The sequence below is a fragment of the Vibrio renipiscarius genome, from assembly GCF_000827885.1.
In the GTDB taxonomy this organism is placed as follows: domain Bacteria; phylum Pseudomonadota; class Gammaproteobacteria; order Enterobacterales; family Vibrionaceae; genus Vibrio; species Vibrio renipiscarius.
The window spans coordinates 345,586-365,380 of record NZ_JTKH01000024.1 but is presented as its reverse complement, the minus strand read 5'-3'; the positions used below and the strand labels follow the sequence as shown (position 1 = coordinate 365,380).

Here is a 19,795-nt window from a genome sequence, read left to right as displayed (position 1 = left end):
TAATAGCTTTGTATTAAGCAAATTTTTTGCTGAAAAAAAGGCCAGTTTCAAGCGCTGTTTATCGTTCAATTTATGTAAGAGAGCAATAAATCTAAAGGACGGTCATTAGGTGTTGGATGACCGTCATATTGAAGTGTTAATCATGCGGATGAACGAGTATTTGGGTTAAGCATTGTGTGCGAGCTGTCACGTAATTGAAATGAAGAACAAAAATCATTCGTTTGCTTGTTTAGTCCCCCATTGAATTCATCGTAAATATTTTTCCCTTTTAATTTATAGACTTAAATAATGTGTCTATGCCCTCAATCCTTATTTATTCTTGCGCTTCGCAAAATAAGCTCATTTCGTCTATTTGAAAGTTGCATTTTTATTACTAGTTTTTATTGGGTAGCTGCGTGTTGCATTCAATACGTGAATAAAAACAACTATCACATAGATAGGGACATAATGATGAAAATAAAAAGCTTAGCCATTGCAGTGGCATCAACCTTTATCGCTTCAACCAGTGCTTTTGCCGCGCAAGTGTACAGCGGCGATGGAACTTCACTCGCCGTCGGTGGTTACGTTGATGTGGGTGTCGGTAAGTATGGTTCTTATGGTGATGATCCTGAAACTCAAGTTCATCAGGTTTCACCTCGTTTGAATGTGGAAGGCAAAAAAGAGATCGGCGATGGCGTAACTGTCGATGCAAAAGGTGAATGGTCACTCAACTATTTAGATGGTGGTGATAACTCGTTTGCGACTCGACTCGGCTATATTGGCGTCACGCATGAAAAAGCGGGGCGTGCGGTTGTTGGTACTCAGTGGTCACCATACTATGATGTAGGTGGTGTTGCCGATTTACCGATTGCATTTGCCAACGATTTTTTATATTCCGACCAATATAACTTAGGTTCAGCTCGTGCAGAAAAAATGGTGAGCTACAGAAATACATTGGTTGTGAGTAGCGATATTTCGTTGAATATTGGTTTGGGTTGGCAGGGTAAACAAAAAAATAACTACGATACGCGAGGCCAGATTGCGGTAAGTGGTGATTTTGCCGGTGTTGGTGTTGGCTATACGTACAATGGTGGTGATGTCGACAGCGGTAAAGCGGAATCACACCTTGTTTCTGTCAACTACGGTTCATACGGTAAAGGCCTATACCTCGCGGGTGTTATGGGTAAAAATGAACACTTTTTCACGAACGCGAACAAAGAACTGCTTGCAGAATCTTATCAATATGAAGCGCTCTTAGCATTTGGTCTTGCTAATGGTTTGAACCTTAGTGTGAACTACGAATCGGTAGAAGATGATAAGGACAGCAAGACACAGTACAGCCAAAGTGCTTTGCAAGCCGAATATACGGTTGCGTCGGGTTTGATGGTATTCGCTGGCTACCAGTTCGACCTAGGTAATGACCTGGATATTAAAGAAGAAGATTTCTACACTGCAGGTGTGCGTTACTTCTTCTAAGACCGCAAAACTTGAATTAGCAGTATAAAAATGACTCAGAGTTTGCCTCATAATGGGCGCAAGCTCTGAGTTTTTTATTATGAAAAGCAAATTTTGTTTTCCACTTATTTAGTTTAGCTAAACTATGCCCTCACTATTGGTTTAGGGAAGAAGGCATGCACTCAATTATTGTTGACGGAAAGACACTATCACCGACGAAGGTGTTATGTGTTGGCCGAAACTACTTAGATCATATTAAAGAATTGAATAATGTCATTCCTCAGCAAATGGTGGTCTTCAACAAACCGTCAACCGCGATTGCAACTCAACTCAATGCATACCACCAAGAAACGTTGCACTACGAAGGTGAAATTTGTTTCGTCGTGCAGAAAGGGCAGTTGTCTGCGGTGGGGATTGGTCTTGATTTGACTAAGCGTCAGCTTCAATCGGAACTCAAACAAAAAGGCTTACCGTGGGAGCGAGCGAAAGCGTTTGATGGCTCTGCGGTATTCAGCCGATTCATTCCTTTAGCGGGTTTGTCACTCGATGAACTTGAGATTGAGCTGTTTATTAACTGTGTGCGCGTACAGCGCGGTAGTGTGAAGCAGATGATTTATTCGCCATTGACGATAATGTCTGAATTGAAAAGCTACACCACCTTATGTGATGGCGATGTCATTATGACCGGTACACCACAAGGGGTTGGCGAAGTGCAGGCAGGAGATGTGTTCCTTGGCCGCTTGAACCATGCGGGGAAAACACTGATCGAAATCGAGTGGCAGGCAAACTAACCGTACCGTTTTAATTGAAAACATATCGCCAGCTTTTGCTGGCGATATGTTTTTCTGCTTATGCTGCTGTCGTTGTTTTGGTTGCTCACAGGTGAAGTGACCTTTTAAGTCACATCGGTCAAAAAATCAGATTATTCAGCAGTAAAAAAACCACCATGCTGACAACGGTCGTCAGTAGCACATTGGCGGTTTTATAGATCAGTATCGCTGCTAACACGGCACAAAGTAAGTATGGATTCGTTGGGGCTAGCCACAACTCACCTTCAGGTAAAAACACGATCGGTGCAAGAATGGCGGTTAGCACGGCCGGACCCGAATAGCTAAGAATACGCTGCACTTGTGGCGCGAGACGCAACGGTAACTTAGGTTCGAGAAACACATAACGGCTGAAAAATACCAATCCAGCCATAGCAAAAATGGCTAGTAATATCATGCTGGTTCTCCTCGTAAAGTTTCTACCAAATAGCCAGTTAACATCCCCCCAAGGCTGGCGAGCATTAATGCCCCTTCAACCTGGAAAAGATTCAGTGTGATAGAGAGCAGCAATGCCATTGTTACGGCTGCTAAGGTTGGCGAATTTTTCACATTAGGTACAACTAAGGCAATAAACGTTGCTGCGACGGCAAACTCTAACCCAAGCTCGTTCAGCGCGGGGATATAGCTGCCGGCTACAATGCCTATTAAGGTCGCCAAATTCCAACAAAGGTAAAAGCTCAGCCCTGCGCCGAGTGCATACCAAGGTTCAAAGCGTTTTTCTGACTGATTACCGCAAATGGCGAATAGCTCATCGGTGAGCAGAAAACCTAATGATAGACGCCAGCGCAGCGGCAGTTTACCGATGGTGCCACGCATTGAGACGCTATACAGAAAGTGTCTCGAGGTGATAAATAGGGTGGTAAGCAAGAGTGTCGTAATACCGGCGCCCGCTTTGATCATTCCAGTCGCAACAAGCTGCGCGGATCCTGCGAATAAAATAGCGGATAACGCTTGGCTCTCGATTGGGTTGAGTCCCGACTCAATGGCGTACGATCCTGCCAATAGCCCCCAAGGAATCACGGCGACACTGAGTGGCACCATGGCTAAGCATCCTTGTAGAAACCGTTGTCGATTGTTTAATGGCTCATTTGATGAGCCCGGATCGAGTACGTTATTGGGCGTATCGCTGTTATTGGTTGTTTTACTGTCTGACTTACTATTTTCGTTTTGGCCGTGGTTAGGTTCGTCCATGTCATACATCCTTATTGGCTTGGCTTGGCTTGGCTTGGCTTAGCTTGGCTTTTCGCGATTGCGCCTTGGTCGATTCTAAGCCAACGCGCTCTTGGGCCACTCGACACTTATCGCTCTCTTTAAAATGGTCATCTGCCATGGCAAACAGCGCTCCTTGCTGTATGAGTGGTTGCTAGCCTAGAGGATCGCTAACAACAATGCTGTGCAAATTTGTTCGTTATCCACTATACGATCAGTGCAATTTTTAGTCACTTAAACTCTAGGTTATTGATGTTGTGGGTTTTGGATGTGGTTCCTTCTTAAAATGTTCTTTATTTCAGCGATAAAGTCTAGATATTGATTTTGAAGCAATATAAAATCCACGACCTTTTGTTGAACTACAACTAATAATCATGATTGATATCTCTATTCTGCCGGTTTATCTGACCGCAGTCTTAGCCCTTTTACTTCTTCCTGGGCCAGATATGTTACTTATTGCCAGTTCCAGTATGAGTTATGGTCGCCGAGTGGGGATTTTCGCCAGCTTGGGTAATGCCACATCGGGGATTATCTTAACGATGCTTGCAGCACTGGGTGTCTCGGCGTTGATTGCGATGAGTCCAATGGCTTTGAAAGCACTGCACCTGCTAGGTGGTGCGTACCTTCTCAAAATGGGTTGGGACTGTATCCGCTCTCAAGGCGTCGATGCACCAGAGCTTGATATCCAAAACAAAATGGCGAGCAAATTCTACCAACGAGCATTGGTGAGTAACCTACTCAATCCAAAAGCATTGGTGTTTTTTGTCATGTTTTTACCTCAGTTTGTCTCCACCAAAGTTACGGCGACTTCTGGCGAACAGATGCTGGCGTTAGGCTTAGTGCTGACTGTGCTGGGATTGATCTTTAATCTGTTGCTGGTGGCTTTAGTTGGCACAATGGGTAAAGGCTTGCTTGAAAATGCAAAATTTAGAACGTACCAACATAAATTTATGGGCGGGATCTTTCTAGTGCTGGCTTTATGGATGCTGAAAAGCTTTTTCCAAGCTTAGTCTGTTGTGGGCAACAAACAAAAAAGCAGAAAGGCACAAAGTTCATGCTTTTCTGCTTTTTTTGACGACATTGTCGTTCATTTAAATCATATGTTGATGCTCTGCAATGAGCATATCCATCGATAATTGGGCTTTTTCAAGTGATACAGCATAATCATCACTCGCTGAAAAAGGCTCAACGACTTCATAGTAACATTTCAATTTTGGCTCAGTGCCTGATGGTCTGACGATCACCCGCGCGCCTGCAGAGAGGTGGTAAATCAACACGTCGCTGCGGGGTAAATTGATTTCTTCAATACGACCATCGGTAAAGTAACGACGTTGGCTCTTAAGATCTTCAATGATCTCAACTGTTTGCCCAGCGATCGCCGTTGGAGGCAATGAACGTAGTTTATCTCCGACAGGTGGGGAATTGGGTGCAAGCGCAATACTTCGCTGTGCATTGACGACAATGCCATGTTGGCGATAGAGACTTTCTAATTGATCCCAAATCGTTTTTCCTTGGCTGTAGAGCTCGGCACTCAGTTGAGCAAAAGCGACGAGTGCCGATAAACCATCTTTATCCCAAACTTTACTGCCGACGGTATAGCCCAACGCTTCTTCATAAGCGAACAAGAATTGATGATCTTCGGACTGCCTTTCCATTGCGATGTTGGTTAGCCACTTAAAACCAGTCAGCGTTTGGAAATATTCCGCGCCATGTGCTGCCGCAATTTTGCTTAATAGGCTTGAGGAAACGATGGTGTTACCGACTAATTGCTTAGCGGCATCCGTTTTACTGAGTAGATAATGGCCAAACAATGATCCCACTTGATCTCCGGTGAGCATTTGATACTCGCCATCGGGTTTTTGTACTGCGACCGCAAAGCGATCGGCATCTGGATCATTGGCACACGCCAATTGAGCATTATGTTGCTTGGCAAGCGCGATCACCATATCCATTGCGCCTGCCTCTTCTGGGTTAGGGAAATGGACGGTAGGGAATGAACCATCGGGTTCGCGTTGTTCTTTTACACTGTAAACTTTGCTAAATCCGGCATCAGCAAGCAGTGTTTCGGCCATTCGAGCCCCTACGCCGTGCATGGCGGTATAAGCAATGCCAATGGCGTCCGGCTGGGTGTGATTGGTAAGCAAAGTGTTGCTGTTCATGGTTTGGCGATAAGTTTGATAGTAATCATCGTTAAGCCACTCTAGTTTGCCTTGTTGCTGTGCATCTTCAAGCGAAAGCAACGAAATGGGTTGGCTAGCGACGGCGTCGATGCAAGCGGCGATACCTGAATCATGAGGCGGAATAATTTGTGCGCCATTTTCCCAGTACACCTTAAAGCCGTTATATTCCGGTGGGTTATGGCTTGCGGTTACGACAACAGCGGCGACGGTATTGAGGTAATTCACCCCAAACGCGACGATCGGTGTCGCGGCGACATCATAGGTTAAATAAACCTTGATGCCCAATTGCGCTAACACTGCCGCCGTATCATGAGCAAATTGTTTGGAATCCGTTCGGCCATCATAGCCAATCACGACACCACGCTCATTGGCATCGCTAAATTGGCTTTGTAAGTAGTGTCCCAGTCCACAAGCGGTTTGCTGAATCACGAGACGATTCATTCTGTTAGGGCCGCATCCGACTTTTCCACGCAGCCCCGCGGTTCCAAATTCTAATCGGCTGCGAAACCTATCTTCTAATTCGTTTTGCTGATTTTCAGCGATTAAACGTTGCAATTCTTCACGTGTTTTTGGGTCTGGATCGAGCGCCAGCCACTGCGTCATTTTTTCTGTCATCGTGATTACCTATTTGAGACGTTAAATTTATCTTAGGTGATATTGCTTATCATTTGCGAGAGCGCAATCGCTAAATCACTTTGTTATTGCACTTTCTTGCACATTTATAAATCGATAACTAGCATTGGTTAACATAAATATAACAAATTGCGTCGGTTTTAGGTGAATTCCAGCGAATAAATTTTCTTCGTTTATTGGTAGGGGAAGTCTAAGTAGCACGCATGGAAAGCAAGAAAAAGCGCAAATGGACGTTGAGCAGATCTTCTGATGTTCTACGTAAAAGTGATTGAACCTTTCGCCTTCGCGCTTAACTGAGCAGAAGCAGAGGAGAGCTCTTTTGAAGAGAATACCAGCATGGCTGTCGCTGACTATGAAAATGGGTGCGATGGTTTGGACATCTTCAGTCGTCGCTGAAGAACAAGCACTCAATATGACACAGGGTGTGACACAAATCAGTGGGCAGGTTTATGAGCTGCATATGCTGATTTTCTACATCTGTTGTGCGATCGCCTTGGTGGTGTTTGGCGCCATGTTCTACTCGATTTTTAGGCATCGTAAGTCGAAGGGTGCCGTTGCCGCACATTTTCACGAAAGTACCAAAGTAGAAATTATTTGGACTGTGATACCGATCATTATCTTGATCGCCATGGCAATACCGGCGACCAAAACCTTGGTGGCAATGGAAGACACCAGCCAATCTGATCTGACCGTCAAAATTACCGGTTCCCAATGGAAGTGGCATTACAGCTACTTTGGTGAAGAGGTCGAGTTCTTTAGTTTGCTTGCCACCAGTCAAAAACAAATTGATGGTCTTGAAGCAAAAGGCGCACATTATCTATTGGAAGTCGATAACCCTCTCGTGCTGCCCATCAACCGTAAGATCCGCTTTTTAATGACTTCTGATGATGTCATCCATTCTTGGTGGGTGCCCGATTTTGCGGTTAAGAAAGACACCATCCCCGGCTTTATTAATGAGGCGTGGACGCGCATTGACAAGCCTGGGGTGTATCGTGGCCAATGTGCAGAATTGTGTGGTCGTGCCCATGGCTTCATGCCCATCGTTGTACATGCAATGGAAGAGGACGACTACGACAATTGGTTAGCGGAACAAAAAATACAGATCGCGCAAGCCAAAGAAGAAGCCGCAGCGGCATTGGGCAGTGCATTAACACTGGAAGAACTGATGCCGATGGGTGAAAAAATCTATGTAGAACGTTGCGCAGTGTGCCATCAAGCCAACGGTGAAGGTATTCCGGGCGCATTTCCTGCGATTAAAGGCAGCCCGGTTGCAACGGGCGATCTCGATATTCACATTAGCACCATTGTGAACGGTGTTGCCGGTTCGGCGATGCAATCATTCAGCAACCAATTGACCGAGCAAGAGATTGCTGCCGTGCTCACCTATCAACGCAATGGATTTGATAATAATACGGGCGATGTCGTTCAAGCGGCAGATATCAATGCCTTTAAGAAACAAGCTGAAGGCAAGGAGGCCGAATGAAAACCAAGACTCCTCATCCGACTAAATCTTCCCCCGTCGCCGATGCCGATCTGAGTCGTGCCAATTCGACGGCGACGTTGGATCATGACGATCATCATACGCCAAAAGGTTTCGCTCGTTGGGTTTACTCTACCAACCACAAAGATATTGGCACCCTGTATTTGTGGTTTAGTTTGATCATGTTCTTCACCGGTGGCGCCATGGCGATGATTATTCGCGCTGAGCTTTTTCAACCGGGATTGCAGCTTGTCGAACCACAGTTTTTTAACCAAATGACGACCGTTCATGGGCTGATCATGGTATTTGGGGCCGTGATGCCAGCCTTTACCGGATTAGCTAACTGGATGATACCGCTGATGATCGGTGCGCCAGATATGGCGCTGCCCCGCATGAATAACCTCAGTTTTTGGATTCTTCCTTTTGCCTTCGCCATCTTGATTGGTTCTCTCTTTACGGCGGGCGGTGGTCCTGATTTTGGCTGGACGTTCTATGCGCCACTTTCGACAACCTATGGACCGGATAGTACCGCATTGTTCGTCTTTTCTGTCCATATCATGGGGATCAGCTCCATCATGGGGGCGATCAATGTCATTGTGACCATCGTTAACATGCGCGCGCCGGGAATGACTTGGTTCAAAATGCCATTGTTTGTATGGACATGGCTTATCACCGCATTCTTATTGATTGCAGTAATGCCAGTGTTAGCGGGTGCCGTGACAATGGTGTTGACGGATAAGTATTTTGGGACGTCATTTTTTGATGCGGCTGGGGGCGGTGATCCCGTGATGTTCCAGCATATTTTCTGGTTCTTCGGACACCCAGAAGTGTACATTATGATTTTGCCGTCATTTGGTATCATTTCGGCGATTATCCCTGCATTTAGCGGTAAAAAACTCTTTGGTTATCATTCGATGGTGTACGCCACGTGCAGTATCGCTCTCTTGTCGTTTTTGGTTTGGGCCCATCACATGTTCACAACAGGGATGCCCGTATTTGCCGAACTCTTCTTTATGTATTGCACCATGTTGATTGCGGTGCCGACAGGGGTGAAAGTCTTTAACTGGGTGGCGACGATGTGGCGTGGAGCCATGACATTTGAAACGCCGATGTTGTTTGCCATCGCCTTCATTGTGTTATTCACCATTGGGGGATTATCGGGCTTAATGTTGGCGATAGTGCCTGCTGATTTCCAATACCATGACACCTATTTTGTGGTGGCGCATTTCCATTATGTCTTGGTCTCGGGTGCCGTATTCTCCATTATGGCGGCCGCTTACTACTGGCTGCCGAAGTGGACAGGGCACATGTATGACCAAAGACTGAGCTTATGGCATTTCTGGACCTCCATTATTTCCGTCAATGTGCTGTTTTTCCCAATGCATTTTCTTGGCCTTGCGGGTATGCCAAGACGGATCCCTGACTACGCGATTCAGTTTGCGGATGTGAACCAGATTGTTTCGATAGGTGGTTTTGCGTTTGGTTTATCGCAATTGCTGTTCTTATGGGTCGTGATTAAGTGCATACGCGGTGGAGAGAAAGCCCCCGCAAAGCCGTGGGAAAGAGCGGAAGGATTGGAATGGACGGTGCCAAGCCCTGCACCACATCACACCTTCTCAACACCACCGAAAATCGATTGAGGCCATAACAATGGATGATCATAAGCGTGGAGATAAGAGTACACAGCGCAAGGCGAATAAGGTTCTAACGACGAAATTGCTTATCGCGACGCTAGCGATGTTTGGGTTTGGTTTTGCTCTTGTTCCGCTGTACGACATTATGTGCGATGCGCTAGGGATCAACGGTAAGACCAATCGTGAGGCCGTGGCTCAGCCTTTGGCTTTAAGTCCTGACACGTCCCGCACGGTACGAGTGGAGTTTATCGCTCATCCAAATCCAGCGATGCCCTGGGAGTTTAAGCCCAAGGTCACGAGTATGGATGTGCATCCCGGGGAAGTTATCCAAACTTCATACTATGCGTTTAACCGCGCGAACAAGACCGTTATAGGGCAAGCCGTCCCTTCGGTGTCGCCGGGAATGGGGGCGAGCTACTTTAATAAAGTGGAATGTTTTTGTTTTAACAAGCAACCACTTGATGCCAAAAGCGCGGTGGACATGCCACTGATTTTTTACATCGAGCGAGACATTCCTTCCTCCATTCACACCTTAACGCTGTCTTACACACTTTACGACATTACGCCAAAAGATCCAGAAGGCACTGAAGGTAATCATGGGCCAGAGGATACCGCCCAGATCTCACCGTCAATGACCTTGCTGGAAGATGTTGGCCAAAAAGGAGCGATACAATGAGTTCCAAACCTCAATCTTATTATGTGCCCGCACAAAGTAGTTGGCCGATTGTCGCGGCGATCGCGCTCTTTCTAATTGCTGTGGGCGCAGGGTTAACAGTGCAGACAATGGCGGAGGGGGGCAGTGCGAGTGTCTTTTCTAAAATCGTGCTGGGTTTTGGTTTCTTATTTTTACTTTACGTGTTGTCTGGCTGGTTTAGCAATGTCATCACGGAGTCGATGAGCGGCTATTACTCGCCACAATTATCGCGATCTTTTCGACAGGGCATGAGCTGGTTTATCTTTTCGGAATTCATGTTTTTTGGCGCATTTTTTGGCGCGCTATTTTATGCACGAATGATCTCGGTACCTTGGTTGGGTGGGGCAAGCAATAACGCCATGACGCATGAGGTTCTATGGCCGGCATTTGAAGCGATTTGGCCATTAACAACCACCCCTGATGGCACTTCAACCATGGCGATGGCTTGGAGTGGGATACCCCTTAAAAATACCATTATCTTGCTGCTCTCTTCGGTCACGTTACATATGGCGCATGTCAGCTTGGAAAAAAACAAGCGCATGGCTTTGATCGTGTGGTTGGAAATTACCATCGTGCTGGCGTTCTTCTTTCTTTATTTTCAGGCCGCGGAATACATCCACGCTTATGAAGAGCTGGGACTGACTTTAGATGCAGGGATTTACGGCAACACATTCTTCCTATTGACGGGTTTCCATGGTTTACATGTCTGTATGGGGACGATTTTTCTTATCATTTTGTTAGCCCGGGTGGCGAAAGACCATTTTACCCCAAAAGATCATTTTGCTTTTCAGGCGGGCAGTTGGTACTGGCACTTTGTTGATGTGGTTTGGTTGTGTCTATTTGTTTTCGTCTACGTGCTGTAAGCGATGAATTTAATAAGGCCGTATATTCGGCTCTATAAACCCAGTTAGCAGCGCCAAAATCAGCAAAATGACGGCAAGCGCAGAAAGAACAACGCGTTTTCCGAGGTAGTGGCTCATTGAAGGTTGTTCGGATTCTTCGTCGTCTTCATCAGGTGACTTAACCATTTCGATGAGTGCTTTGGCGAGGTTGGCAATGATAAAAAGCAGTAGCAAGATCAGCAGTAATTTGAAGATAAAGACCATGGTGTTGTCCTTTAACCGGTTACTTAAACAACCATCATTTTGGTTGGGATTCTTCATAACTGTGGCTGCGATATCGATATTGGTCAACTTGGGTTTTTGGCAGTTAAGTCGCGCTGAGCAAAAGCAAGCGATTCAGGATCTCTTACAGCGCAATCAAACCCAAACGGCCATAGCTTTGTCGAGCGTTATTGAGTCGGTAAGGCAAAGCCCCAATGGGGTGGATAAAGGATTGACTGGACGGCCCGTTTATTTTCATTCAATGCCGGTTAAAGGAAGGTATTTGTTACTGGATAATCAGATTGTGGATGGCAAAGTGGGGTATTTAGCCTTGCAGTTGATGCAAACGTTGAGCGGTCATTTTGTGTTGCTTGAAAGAGGCTTTGTGGAAGGCGACAAAAATCGCGCGATCTTGCCAAGCATCGATTGGTTGAACCAAGCATATAACGGAGAGGGGCGTGTGTATTTCCGTTCAATTAATCCATTAAGTCAGCAATTAATGCATGAAAACACGCAACCGATGAGAGTGCAAAATTTAAACATTGATGAGTTGAGTGACCTTTGGCAAATCAACATTGAAGCGTTTGTTATTCAACCTCAAAAAGTGGGCGAAATTTGGCCCTACGTACAACCTTGGCAGCCGATTCCAATGAAGGCGAACAAGCATATTGGTTACGCCGTTCAATGGTTTTGTATGGCATTTGCTCTTGGGGTATTGGCTTTTATTTGGTTTTATCTTGCGCTTAAAAAGCAGGACAAAACATAGGGAACAGACGGTCCAAAACCTTAAACGAATGCCGATAAGATGCGTCTCAGTCAATCACGGCGAGATAGTCAAACGATGACAAGTAGACGGATAGAACACGAATACAACAAGCATTGATCTTGAGCTAAGGAGAGCTTATGACCCCTTCCATAACGCGCAGTCGAGTTACATTATTAGCCCTTATTTTTGTGTTCGCTTTGCCTGCATTGATCGCCAAATTGGTGTTAAGCCAGCATTGGTATAATTCCGGCGTCACCAACAAAGGCCAATTGATTGATCCGAGCGCAAATTTTGAAGCGCTTGGCATCAAGAACCCCTATTTTGGCGAACAATGGCAACTAGGTTATGTCGTCCCGGCAAAGTGTGATGCTATTTGTCAGCAGCACTTACACTTACTCAAACAAAGCCATATCGCATTAGGCAAATATCAGCAACGAGTCGCTCCTGTTGTGTTTGTACGCGAAGACAGTGATCTGGCGGCCATCGAGGGGCTCTCTTTTGATGTTATCTCAGTAAACGAGGCATTTTCACAAGTCGTTGACCGATCTGAATATGTGATTGTTGACCCGCTTGGTCAGCTGGTCATGCGTTACCCCAATGTCCAGTCGGAAGATAAATTGGTTGCTCAGAGCAAAGATGTGTTGGGAGACCTTAGAAAGTTACTCAAATTATCGCGTGTTGGATAAGGAGTCTTTATGGTCTTAAAACAAATGCTGAAATTGAGTTTGGTTTTGACCTTTTTGGTTATCTTGTTGGGCGCTTATACCCGTTTGGCGGACGCCGGATTAGGATGTCCGGACTGGCCGGGGTGTTATGGGCAACTGAGTGTACCGAGTGATCATACTGAATTGGCCAGTGCTCAAAGGTTGTTTCCGGGCATGGAGATCGAGCAAGGCAAAGCGTGGTTAGAAATGATCCACCGTTATTTTGCTGGCAGTTTAGGGGTGTTGGTGTTGGCGATTTCTGTGGTGGCTTTTATCACTAAATCCGAACGGAGTCTCTCTTCGTTGATTGTCATCGTAGTGGTCTTTCAAGCCTTATTGGGGATGTGGACGGTGACCTTGAAGTTAATGCCTTTAGTTGTCATGGGCCATCTATTAGGGGGATTTACTCTCTTTAGCTTACTGGCACTGATGTATTGGCGTTTAACGACACGCGCCTCTATCCATACCGCAGACATGCCGACTACTGGGCTTAAATTGACCGCGGTGTTTGCCTTCGTTGCGGTGATTGTTCAAATCGCTCTTGGCGGATGGACCTCGTCTAATTATGCCGCTTTGATGTGTACCGAATTGCCTATTTGTGAAGGGCAGTGGCGTGACTATCTGGATTTTCAAACCGCCTTTCAGTGGGTGCAAGCTCCGCAACCAAGCTACGAGTTTGGTACGTTAGATTACGGCGCCAGAATGACGATCCATATCGTGCATCGTTTTGGGGCCATGGTGGTGAGTGTTCTGGTTCTCGCATTGATTTGGCAACTGTTAAAACAAAATCAATATCGCTATCGACAACAAGCCGTTCGGCTCGGTTTTTTGCTGGTGGTTCAGGTTCTACTGGGGATCAGCAATGTCGTTTTTAGCCTGCCGCTTGTTATTGCGGTCGCACACAACTTAGGGGCGGCGTTACTTCTGTTAAACGTTCTCTATGTGAATCATCTTGTGTGGCGATTGAGCCCCAATCACTATGCCATGCGCCGTTTGATACGGTAGCTTGAGTGAGGTTAGGAGTAAAAGTATGAGTAAATCCATCAGCTATGAAAGCGATCAAACGAGATCGGTATGGCGCCATTATCTGACTTTAACAAAACCGAAAGTGGTGGCACTGATGTTGCTGACCGCATTAGTCGGCATGTGCTTGGCCGTTCCGGGGGCGCTTCCCGTACAACATTCAATCTTGGGTATGGTTGGCATTGGTTTGATGGCTTCATCGGCTGCGGCGTTTAATCATCTCATTGACCGCCGCATTGATGCGATTATGGCTCGGACGCATCGCAGGCCTCTTCCTTCTGGTGATATTGTGCCTTGGCGTGTCGCGGTATTTGCATTTTGTCTTGGGGTGAGCGGTTTTAGTCTTCTTTTTATTGGCGTGAACGCATTAACCGCGTGGTTAACACTGGCGAGTTTGTTGGGTTACGCGGTGGTGTATACCTTGTATTTAAAGCGGGCAACGCCACAAAATATTGTGATTGCGGGGATTGCTGGCGCGATGCCGCCATTACTTGGTTGGACTGCGGTGACGGGGGAGTTACATAGCCATGCTTGGCTGCTGGTGATGATCATTTTTATTTGGACACCGCCTCATTTTTGGGCGTTGGCGATCCATCGTCGTGACGACTACGCCAAGGCAGATATTCCGATGTTGCCCGTGACACATGGCATTGAATATACAAAAACATCGATTTTACTCTATACCATTTTACTCGCATTGGTGTGTTTACTTCCGGTATTGGTGGGAATGAGTGGGGTTGTGTACTGGGTAGGGTCAACCATACTGAGCCTCGGTTTTATCGGTTATGCATGGAAACTAAAGTACAACGCCAATGAAAAGACCGCGATGGAGACTTTTAAGTTTTCAATTTATCACTTGATGCTGCTGTTTTTGATCATTTTAGCGGATCACTACATTGCATAAGTTGGCTACGTAGATTTCGATTTCGATTCAAGAATTCAATTTTGGATTTAAAGACGATACCCAAACAACGTCAAGTAGGGCAGGTATAGAAGATGTCGTTTGGTCATGTTACTTAACGGCAGAAAAGTCGCGTAAACGACGGATTATTTGACGAAAAACCCAAAAGCACCACTTTATTCTGGATGAGGGTTAACGTATGCTGGTTGTTCTTTAATCCGATTTTATCTCTAGATCCCATCATGAATAAACGTTCTTTATACTTAAACACACGAGTGATACTGCTGATTAGCATTGTGTTGGTCGGTGGCTTAGCTTCCATGGCGAAGACGTTTAACCTGAATGGGCATTGGGTCGTTCAAATTGAAAATATGCTGGGTGGCGATTGGGCCTTGCATGCGATTATTGCTACCGGGCTTGGTTTTCTAGCCAGTTGGGCCACGCCTAAATATTACTATCGCAACGCCTTCTTTCGATTACCGCCTCTTCTGATTTTGATGCTGATTTTAGTCAGCGCTGACGAAGTTATGCAGAATTTTAGCCCATTACGTCAATTCTCGTGGGAAGACTTACTGATCAATATTTGCGGCATCTTATTTGGTAGTGCGGTCTATCGATTGTATTTGGTCTTTAGACGTCTTTAAGGTCACTCCGGCTATCCGCTGAATAATATTGTTGCGAGAATACGGATATTTGAGCGCTGTTTTCGCCACCATCCTGTCTAAAAATGAATTCAGCCGTTTACTTCAATGTTGGCACGTCATGATTTTTTCTGTTTGATTTCGTATTTAACCTTCTGATTTTTAGTTCTTATTCTTGTTTTCTTTGCCATTCTTTTGAGTAAGGATAATGAGTGTATATAATTATTTACACCTGTCGTAAAGATATAAAAACCCCACTTTATTGCCTTTTAAATAAAAAAATGGTTGCAAGCTCGGTTTTTGATAGATAAGTTACAAGGACAGGAACGTAAAAAGGGGAGCCGCAACCATTAGCGTTTGCTTAAAGTGCTCAACCCAATAAATAGGAAGAAGTAGTAATGTTTCAGACAGATGATGTACGAATTAGTAAAGTAAAAGAGTTGTTGCCACCCGTTGCCGTGTTAGAAAAATTTCCGGCGACAGAAACCGCTTCTTCCACGACATTTCGCTCGAGAGAGTCGATTTCGAACATTCTAAACGGTAAAGACGATCGCTTACTCGTGATTGTGGGGCCTTGTTCGATTCACGATACAGAAGCCGCTTTAGAATACGGCAAAAAACTGAAAGTATTGCGTGATGAATTAAGCGAAGATCTCGAAGTGGTGATGCGTGTTTACTTTGAAAAACCGCGTACTACGGTTGGCTGGAAGGGACTGATTAATGACCCTTACCTCAATGACACGTTTAGAATCAATGATGGTTTGCGTATTGGTCGCAAACTCCTGCTTGATTTAACCGATATGGGCGTGCCTACGGCCAGTGAGTTTCTTGATATGATCACGCCTCAGTATGTCGGTGATTTGATCAGCTGGGGCGCCATTGGTGCTCGTACGACAGAATCTCAAGTACACCGTGAACTGTCTTCTGGTTTGTCTTGCCCTGTCGGCTTCAAAAATGGTACTGATGGCAACATTAAAATCGCATCAGACGCCATTCGCTCAGCGGGCGCTTCTCACCATTTTCTGTCTGTGACGAAGTACGGCCATTCTGCCATCATTGAGACGGCGGGTAATCCTGATTGCCATATCATTCTACGTGGCGGCAAAGAGCCAAACTACAGCGCCGAACATGTTGGTGCGATTAAACAAGAACTCGAAGCATCGGGTCTTCCACAGAAAGTGATGATTGATTTTAGTCACGCGAATAGCTCTAAAGAGTATAAGCGCCAAATGGTGGTGGCAGAAGATGTTGCCGCTCAACTGGCGGCAGGCGAAGACGCTATTTTTGGTGTGATGATCGAATCTCACCTCGTCGAAGGACGCCAAGATTTGGTGGATGGTAAAGCACCGACTTACGGTCAATCTATTACCGATGGTTGCATCAATTGGGCCGATACCGAAACAACACTGCGCCAGTTAGCGCAAGCGGTACAGCAACGCCGTAGCGTGTAATCATTTACTCTGAGCTAAAAGCTTCTATTTAATAGGAGCTTTTTTTATGCGCGTTCGTATGAGTCTTCGACTCTTATTACGTAGCCACTTTTGTGTGCTTATCATGTTCAGTGGTTTGGTACGAAATACTGAGTAAAGAAATGTGGTGGTTGGCCCAAAAATAGCAAATAGCGGGTGGAGCGCGTGAGTTCACATTGAGCAATTGAGTAAAGCAGCTTAGCCTAAGAACAAATTTAGTAGGAGATTACACATGGTGTCTAAAGTAGCAATTGGTCCGCAAGGTCCAGAGCTGTCAGAGCTTGTTCAGGGATATTGGCGATTAGCCGAATGGGGCATGACGCCTCAGCAGCGCCTTTCGTTTTTGAAGCAACATATTGATTTAGGGATCACAACGGTAGACCACGCTGATATCTACGGTCAGTATGAATGTGAGCAATTGTTTGGTGAAGCGCTAAAGCTTGATCCTTCAGTGCGTGAACAGATTGAAATTGTGACCAAGTGCGACATCAACTTGTGTGGTGAAAAAAATCCACAGCGCAAAGTGAACCACTATGACACCAGTTCTGCTCATATTATCGAATCAGTGAATAATTCATTGTCACGTCTTGGTGTTGATCAAATTGATCTGTTGTTGATTCATCGCCCTGATTTGTTGATGGATGCTGATGAAGTGGCAGAAGTGTTTGCCGATCTGCATAAGGTTGGCAAGGTGAAGCATTTTGGCGTGTCGAATTTTACGCCGAGTCAGTTTGAGTTACTGCAATCACGGGTACATAAACCGTTGGTGACGAACCAAGTTGAGATTAACCCACTTAACTTTGAGGTGGCGCATGATGGAACACTGGATCATTTGCAAATGAAGCGTATTCGCCCAATGGCATGGTCATGTCTGGCTGGTGGTGAAATATTTGCAGGGCAAACCGATCAAGCCAAACGCGTTCGTGCTGAATTAGAAGCGATTCGTGATGAAATTGGTGCAGCAACGATCGATCAGGTGATTTACGCTTGGGTTCGTCGATTACCGTCAAATCCATTAGCTATTATCGGTTCAGGTAAAATTGAGCGCGTTGAAAGTGCGGTGGCTTCTCTAGCATTCGAGTTAACGCGCGAGCAGTGGTACCGTGTTTGGGTAGCTTCTAAAGGGCATGGTGTAGCTTAATTGACGCCAAGGTTATAGCAAAAAACCAACCGATTTCGGTTGGTTTTTTTTGTTATGTGGGTTGTTTATTTAATTGTTCAAAGTATCGATCATTGCCGAGTGCAAGGAGCTCTTCAGGCTTAATGGGGGGAGAGTAATAAAACCCTTGAATATAGCTGACGCCCAGCTCTTTGAGTATGGTCATTTGCTGTTCGTTTTCTACGCCCTCGGCAATCACCTTCATATTGAGCTCTCGAGCCAATTGCAGCATGGAAACCAGTACCGGCATAATGCTTGAATCACTATGCAGGCTCTTAATAAAGACCTGATCAATTTTCATCACATGGAAACGATGCTGACGGATAAAATTAAGTCCAGAATAACCCGTCCCAAAATCATCAACCGCTAATTCGAATCCCATCCTTTGAATACTATCAAGATGACGTAACGCCCTTTGTAATTGCGATTGATCAAAATCCAAGTTTTCGGTGACTTCGAGCAATATTCGATTCACTAAATGTGGTTGACGATTGGCAAATATTTGTAAGTAATCAACGAATTTGTCATCGATTAAACAGACACGGCTGAGATTAACGCTAATATATTTATCTGTTTGATAGTGTGGATTCTCATTAAGAAATTTAGCCACTGAGTCGAGTATTTTCTTGGTCAGCAGATCAATGACAAGAAGCTTTTCTGCCAAAGGAATGAAGATCTCCGGTGAGATTTGCCCTTGTTTAGGATGATTCCAGCGCACTAATGCTTCACTTCCAACCATGCTATTGGTGTTGATATCGACGATGGGCTGTAGATACAACTCAATGTGATCATCTTCAATGGCATTTAATAAATTGAACTCAATTGAGCGTTTGGCCAAGAGTTGATAGCCAGCGATCAAATACACGATGGAAAACAGAGACGCGACCAATATCGTTTGCCATATATGACTAAAGTAATGGAACTGATAGGTACCTACCGTTGGGCTCAATGTGAGTTGCAAAGGATAAATGGTCGAATCAAAAACAAATTGTTCTTTTACCGGCTTGCCAGCGAGTGGCTCTCCATTGAGATCTCTTCCCAATATACTGAGGTGATATTGGTATTGCTTCGGTTTCAGCGAGCGCTCCATTAGATTCAGTAATCTTTGTGGAGGGAAGAGCGCGTTTAGTCCGTAGTTATTCTTAATCGAAGCATAGATAAAAAATGTCGTTTGTTCGCTGTTTGAACGATCAAGTTCAATGGTTATGTGGTTCTGAGAATGTTGAATTCGTTGCGTAATACTACTCGGCAAGGGGATATGAACGTTGCCTTCATTGCTGGTACAAACGACATAACCATCTTGGTATATCCCCACCTCTTTAATGAAAGTGGAATGGAAAACATGGCCACGTAGAGTGAGTTTATCTTGCTGGCTGCAAGCCGGGTCAACAGTGTCATTTAAAATGTATAATTCACTTGCCGTTTTTCCTATATGACGTTCGATGGAATGAATTAATTTCAGGCCGTCTTCGCGGGCGGCTTTCTGTGTATGGTAATAGTTGCTTAAAATCGATACGGCAAAAGTGAAGGCAAAAATGACAACTACAGGCATCAAGTTAGGAAAATGGCTCACCATTTCTTTGCTTAACGTATAGATTTTTTTGAAGTTAAATTTTACAGGATACATTGGAACCTGGGTGCTGTGCTTTTGTGTAACTATAAGGTCAAAACGATAAAAGTTTATCAATTAGTTCAGTTATTTAAGTTGCGTCTCAATTGTGATACCGATAATTGGTGATTGTTCGAGATATGAGATTTATTATCTCGATGCAAGATGTCACGTTTCCCGCCTCTTCCCCCCTTCTCTACAAGTTTATTTTGCTGCCCAATTTTTAACCACAATGTCTATACTTAGAGATACTCATTTATCGGGCTAAATTAGTGATAAATAATGAATATTTGTTGCATGTTTGGTATGTTATTGATGGTTAAAGTTTA

20 protein-coding genes are annotated in these 19,795 nt (G+C 45.1%); 14 read left to right on the top strand and 6 right to left on the bottom strand.

Going from position 1 to position 19,795, the window contains the following annotated elements:
- The first annotated feature begins 450 nt into the window (after positions 1–450).
- Entirely contained in the window at positions 451–1,455 is a 1,005-nt protein-coding gene (locus tag OJ16_RS15235) for a porin (RefSeq protein WP_040992100.1), read from the top strand.
- A 155-nt stretch (positions 1,456–1,610) separates the two neighbouring features.
- Positions 1,611–2,225 (top strand): fumarylacetoacetate hydrolase family protein, encoded by a 615-nt coding sequence (locus tag OJ16_RS15230; RefSeq protein ID WP_040992099.1) that lies wholly within the window; start codon positions 1,611–1,613, stop codon positions 2,223–2,225.
- A 118-nt stretch (positions 2,226–2,343) separates the two neighbouring features.
- Here the strand turns inward: OJ16_RS15230 and OJ16_RS15225 are convergent, their stop codons facing one another.
- From OJ16_RS15225 to OJ16_RS20065, 3 genes are read right to left on the bottom strand one after another with little or no spacing between them, the layout of a single operon-like run.
- The gene (locus tag OJ16_RS15225) at positions 2,344–2,658 is read right to left on the bottom strand and encodes an AzlD domain-containing protein (RefSeq protein ID WP_040992098.1); all 315 of its coding nucleotides are present in this window, start codon (positions 2,656–2,658) and stop codon (positions 2,344–2,346) included.
- Positions 2,655–3,452 (bottom strand): AzlC family ABC transporter permease, encoded by a 798-nt coding sequence (locus OJ16_RS15220; RefSeq protein ID WP_040992097.1) that lies wholly within the window; start codon positions 3,450–3,452, stop codon positions 2,655–2,657. The genes OJ16_RS15225 and OJ16_RS15220 overlap by 4 nt, the downstream gene beginning before the upstream one ends.
- Before the next feature lies 1 nt (position 3,453).
- Positions 3,454–3,591 carry a hypothetical protein gene (locus OJ16_RS20065; protein ID WP_160289869.1) on the bottom strand — a complete coding sequence of 46 codons (138 nt, stop codon included), beginning with the start codon at positions 3,589–3,591 and terminating at the stop codon, positions 3,454–3,456.
- A 253-nt stretch (positions 3,592–3,844) separates the two neighbouring features.
- On the opposite strand from OJ16_RS20065, the gene OJ16_RS15215 reads away from it, so the two are divergent.
- The gene (locus OJ16_RS15215) at positions 3,845–4,480 is read left to right on the top strand and encodes a LysE family translocator (protein ID WP_040992096.1); all 636 of its coding nucleotides are present in this window, start codon (positions 3,845–3,847) and stop codon (positions 4,478–4,480) included.
- Between the two features lie 81 nt (positions 4,481–4,561).
- Here OJ16_RS15215 and OJ16_RS15210 read toward each other — a convergent pair whose 3' ends face one another.
- Complete coding sequence (locus OJ16_RS15210; RefSeq protein WP_040992095.1) at positions 4,562–6,265, bottom strand: phospho-sugar mutase; 1,704 nt, start codon at positions 6,263–6,265, stop codon at positions 4,562–4,564.
- A gap of 370 nt (positions 6,266–6,635) precedes the next feature.
- On the opposite strand from OJ16_RS15210, the gene coxB reads away from it, so the two are divergent.
- The 4 genes from coxB to OJ16_RS15190 are packed head-to-tail and all read left to right on the top strand — an operon-like array spanning position 6,636 to position 10,954.
- Positions 6,636–7,766: a cytochrome c oxidase subunit II gene (coxB, locus tag OJ16_RS15205; protein WP_052810391.1), complete on the top strand. Its 1,131-nt coding sequence runs from the start codon at positions 6,636–6,638 to the stop codon at positions 7,764–7,766.
- A complete protein-coding gene (gene ctaD, locus OJ16_RS15200; protein ID WP_040992093.1) occupies positions 7,763–9,403 on the top strand; it encodes a cytochrome c oxidase subunit I in 1,641 nt (546 codons plus the stop codon). The genes coxB and ctaD overlap by 4 nt, the downstream gene beginning before the upstream one ends.
- A gap of 10 nt (positions 9,404–9,413) precedes the next feature.
- On the top strand, positions 9,414–10,073 hold the full coding sequence (locus OJ16_RS15195) for a cytochrome c oxidase assembly protein (RefSeq protein WP_040992092.1): 660 nt from the start codon (positions 9,414–9,416) through the stop codon (positions 10,071–10,073).
- Positions 10,070–10,954, top strand: coding sequence for a cytochrome c oxidase subunit 3 (locus OJ16_RS15190; protein WP_040992091.1), 885 nt, complete (start codon positions 10,070–10,072; stop codon positions 10,952–10,954). The genes OJ16_RS15195 and OJ16_RS15190 overlap by 4 nt, the downstream gene beginning before the upstream one ends.
- Positions 10,955–10,963: 9 nt before the next feature.
- Here OJ16_RS15190 and OJ16_RS15185 read toward each other — a convergent pair whose 3' ends face one another.
- Positions 10,964–11,197, bottom strand: a complete 234-nt coding sequence (locus OJ16_RS15185; RefSeq protein ID WP_040992090.1) for a DUF2909 family protein — start codon at positions 11,195–11,197, stop codon at positions 10,964–10,966.
- Between the two features lie 61 nt (positions 11,198–11,258).
- Between OJ16_RS15185 and OJ16_RS15180 the strand changes: the two genes are divergently transcribed.
- The 7 genes from OJ16_RS15180 (at position 11,259) to OJ16_RS15150 (ending at position 17,839) form a co-directional block, all read left to right on the top strand.
- Positions 11,259–11,960 carry an SURF1 family protein gene (locus tag OJ16_RS15180; protein WP_236688452.1) on the top strand — a complete coding sequence of 234 codons (702 nt, stop codon included), beginning with the start codon at positions 11,259–11,261 and terminating at the stop codon, positions 11,958–11,960.
- Positions 11,961–12,097: 137 nt separating this feature from the next.
- Entirely contained in the window at positions 12,098–12,646 is a 549-nt protein-coding gene (locus tag OJ16_RS15175; RefSeq protein ID WP_040992088.1) for a hypothetical protein, read from the top strand.
- A 9-nt stretch (positions 12,647–12,655) separates the two neighbouring features.
- On the top strand, positions 12,656–13,669 hold the full coding sequence (locus tag OJ16_RS15170) for a COX15/CtaA family protein (RefSeq protein ID WP_040992087.1): 1,014 nt from the start codon (positions 12,656–12,658) through the stop codon (positions 13,667–13,669).
- A gap of 25 nt (positions 13,670–13,694) precedes the next feature.
- Positions 13,695–14,591, top strand: a complete 897-nt coding sequence (gene cyoE, locus OJ16_RS15165; protein WP_040992086.1) for a heme o synthase — start codon at positions 13,695–13,697, stop codon at positions 14,589–14,591.
- Positions 14,592–14,830: 239 nt separating this feature from the next.
- Positions 14,831–15,232 (top strand): VanZ family protein, encoded by a 402-nt coding sequence (locus tag OJ16_RS15160; protein WP_040992085.1) that lies wholly within the window; start codon positions 14,831–14,833, stop codon positions 15,230–15,232.
- Positions 15,233–15,627: 395 nt separating this feature from the next.
- Complete coding sequence (gene aroG, locus OJ16_RS15155; protein WP_040992084.1) at positions 15,628–16,680, top strand: 3-deoxy-7-phosphoheptulonate synthase AroG; 1,053 nt, start codon at positions 15,628–15,630, stop codon at positions 16,678–16,680.
- Between the two features lie 250 nt (positions 16,681–16,930).
- On the top strand, positions 16,931–17,839 hold the full coding sequence (locus OJ16_RS15150) for an aldo/keto reductase (protein WP_040992083.1): 909 nt from the start codon (positions 16,931–16,933) through the stop codon (positions 17,837–17,839).
- A 52-nt stretch (positions 17,840–17,891) separates the two neighbouring features.
- Here OJ16_RS15150 and OJ16_RS15145 read toward each other — a convergent pair whose 3' ends face one another.
- Positions 17,892–19,484: an EAL domain-containing protein gene (locus OJ16_RS15145; protein WP_040992082.1), complete on the bottom strand. Its 1,593-nt coding sequence runs from the start codon at positions 19,482–19,484 to the stop codon at positions 17,892–17,894.
- Positions 19,485–19,795: the final 311 nt, after the last annotated feature.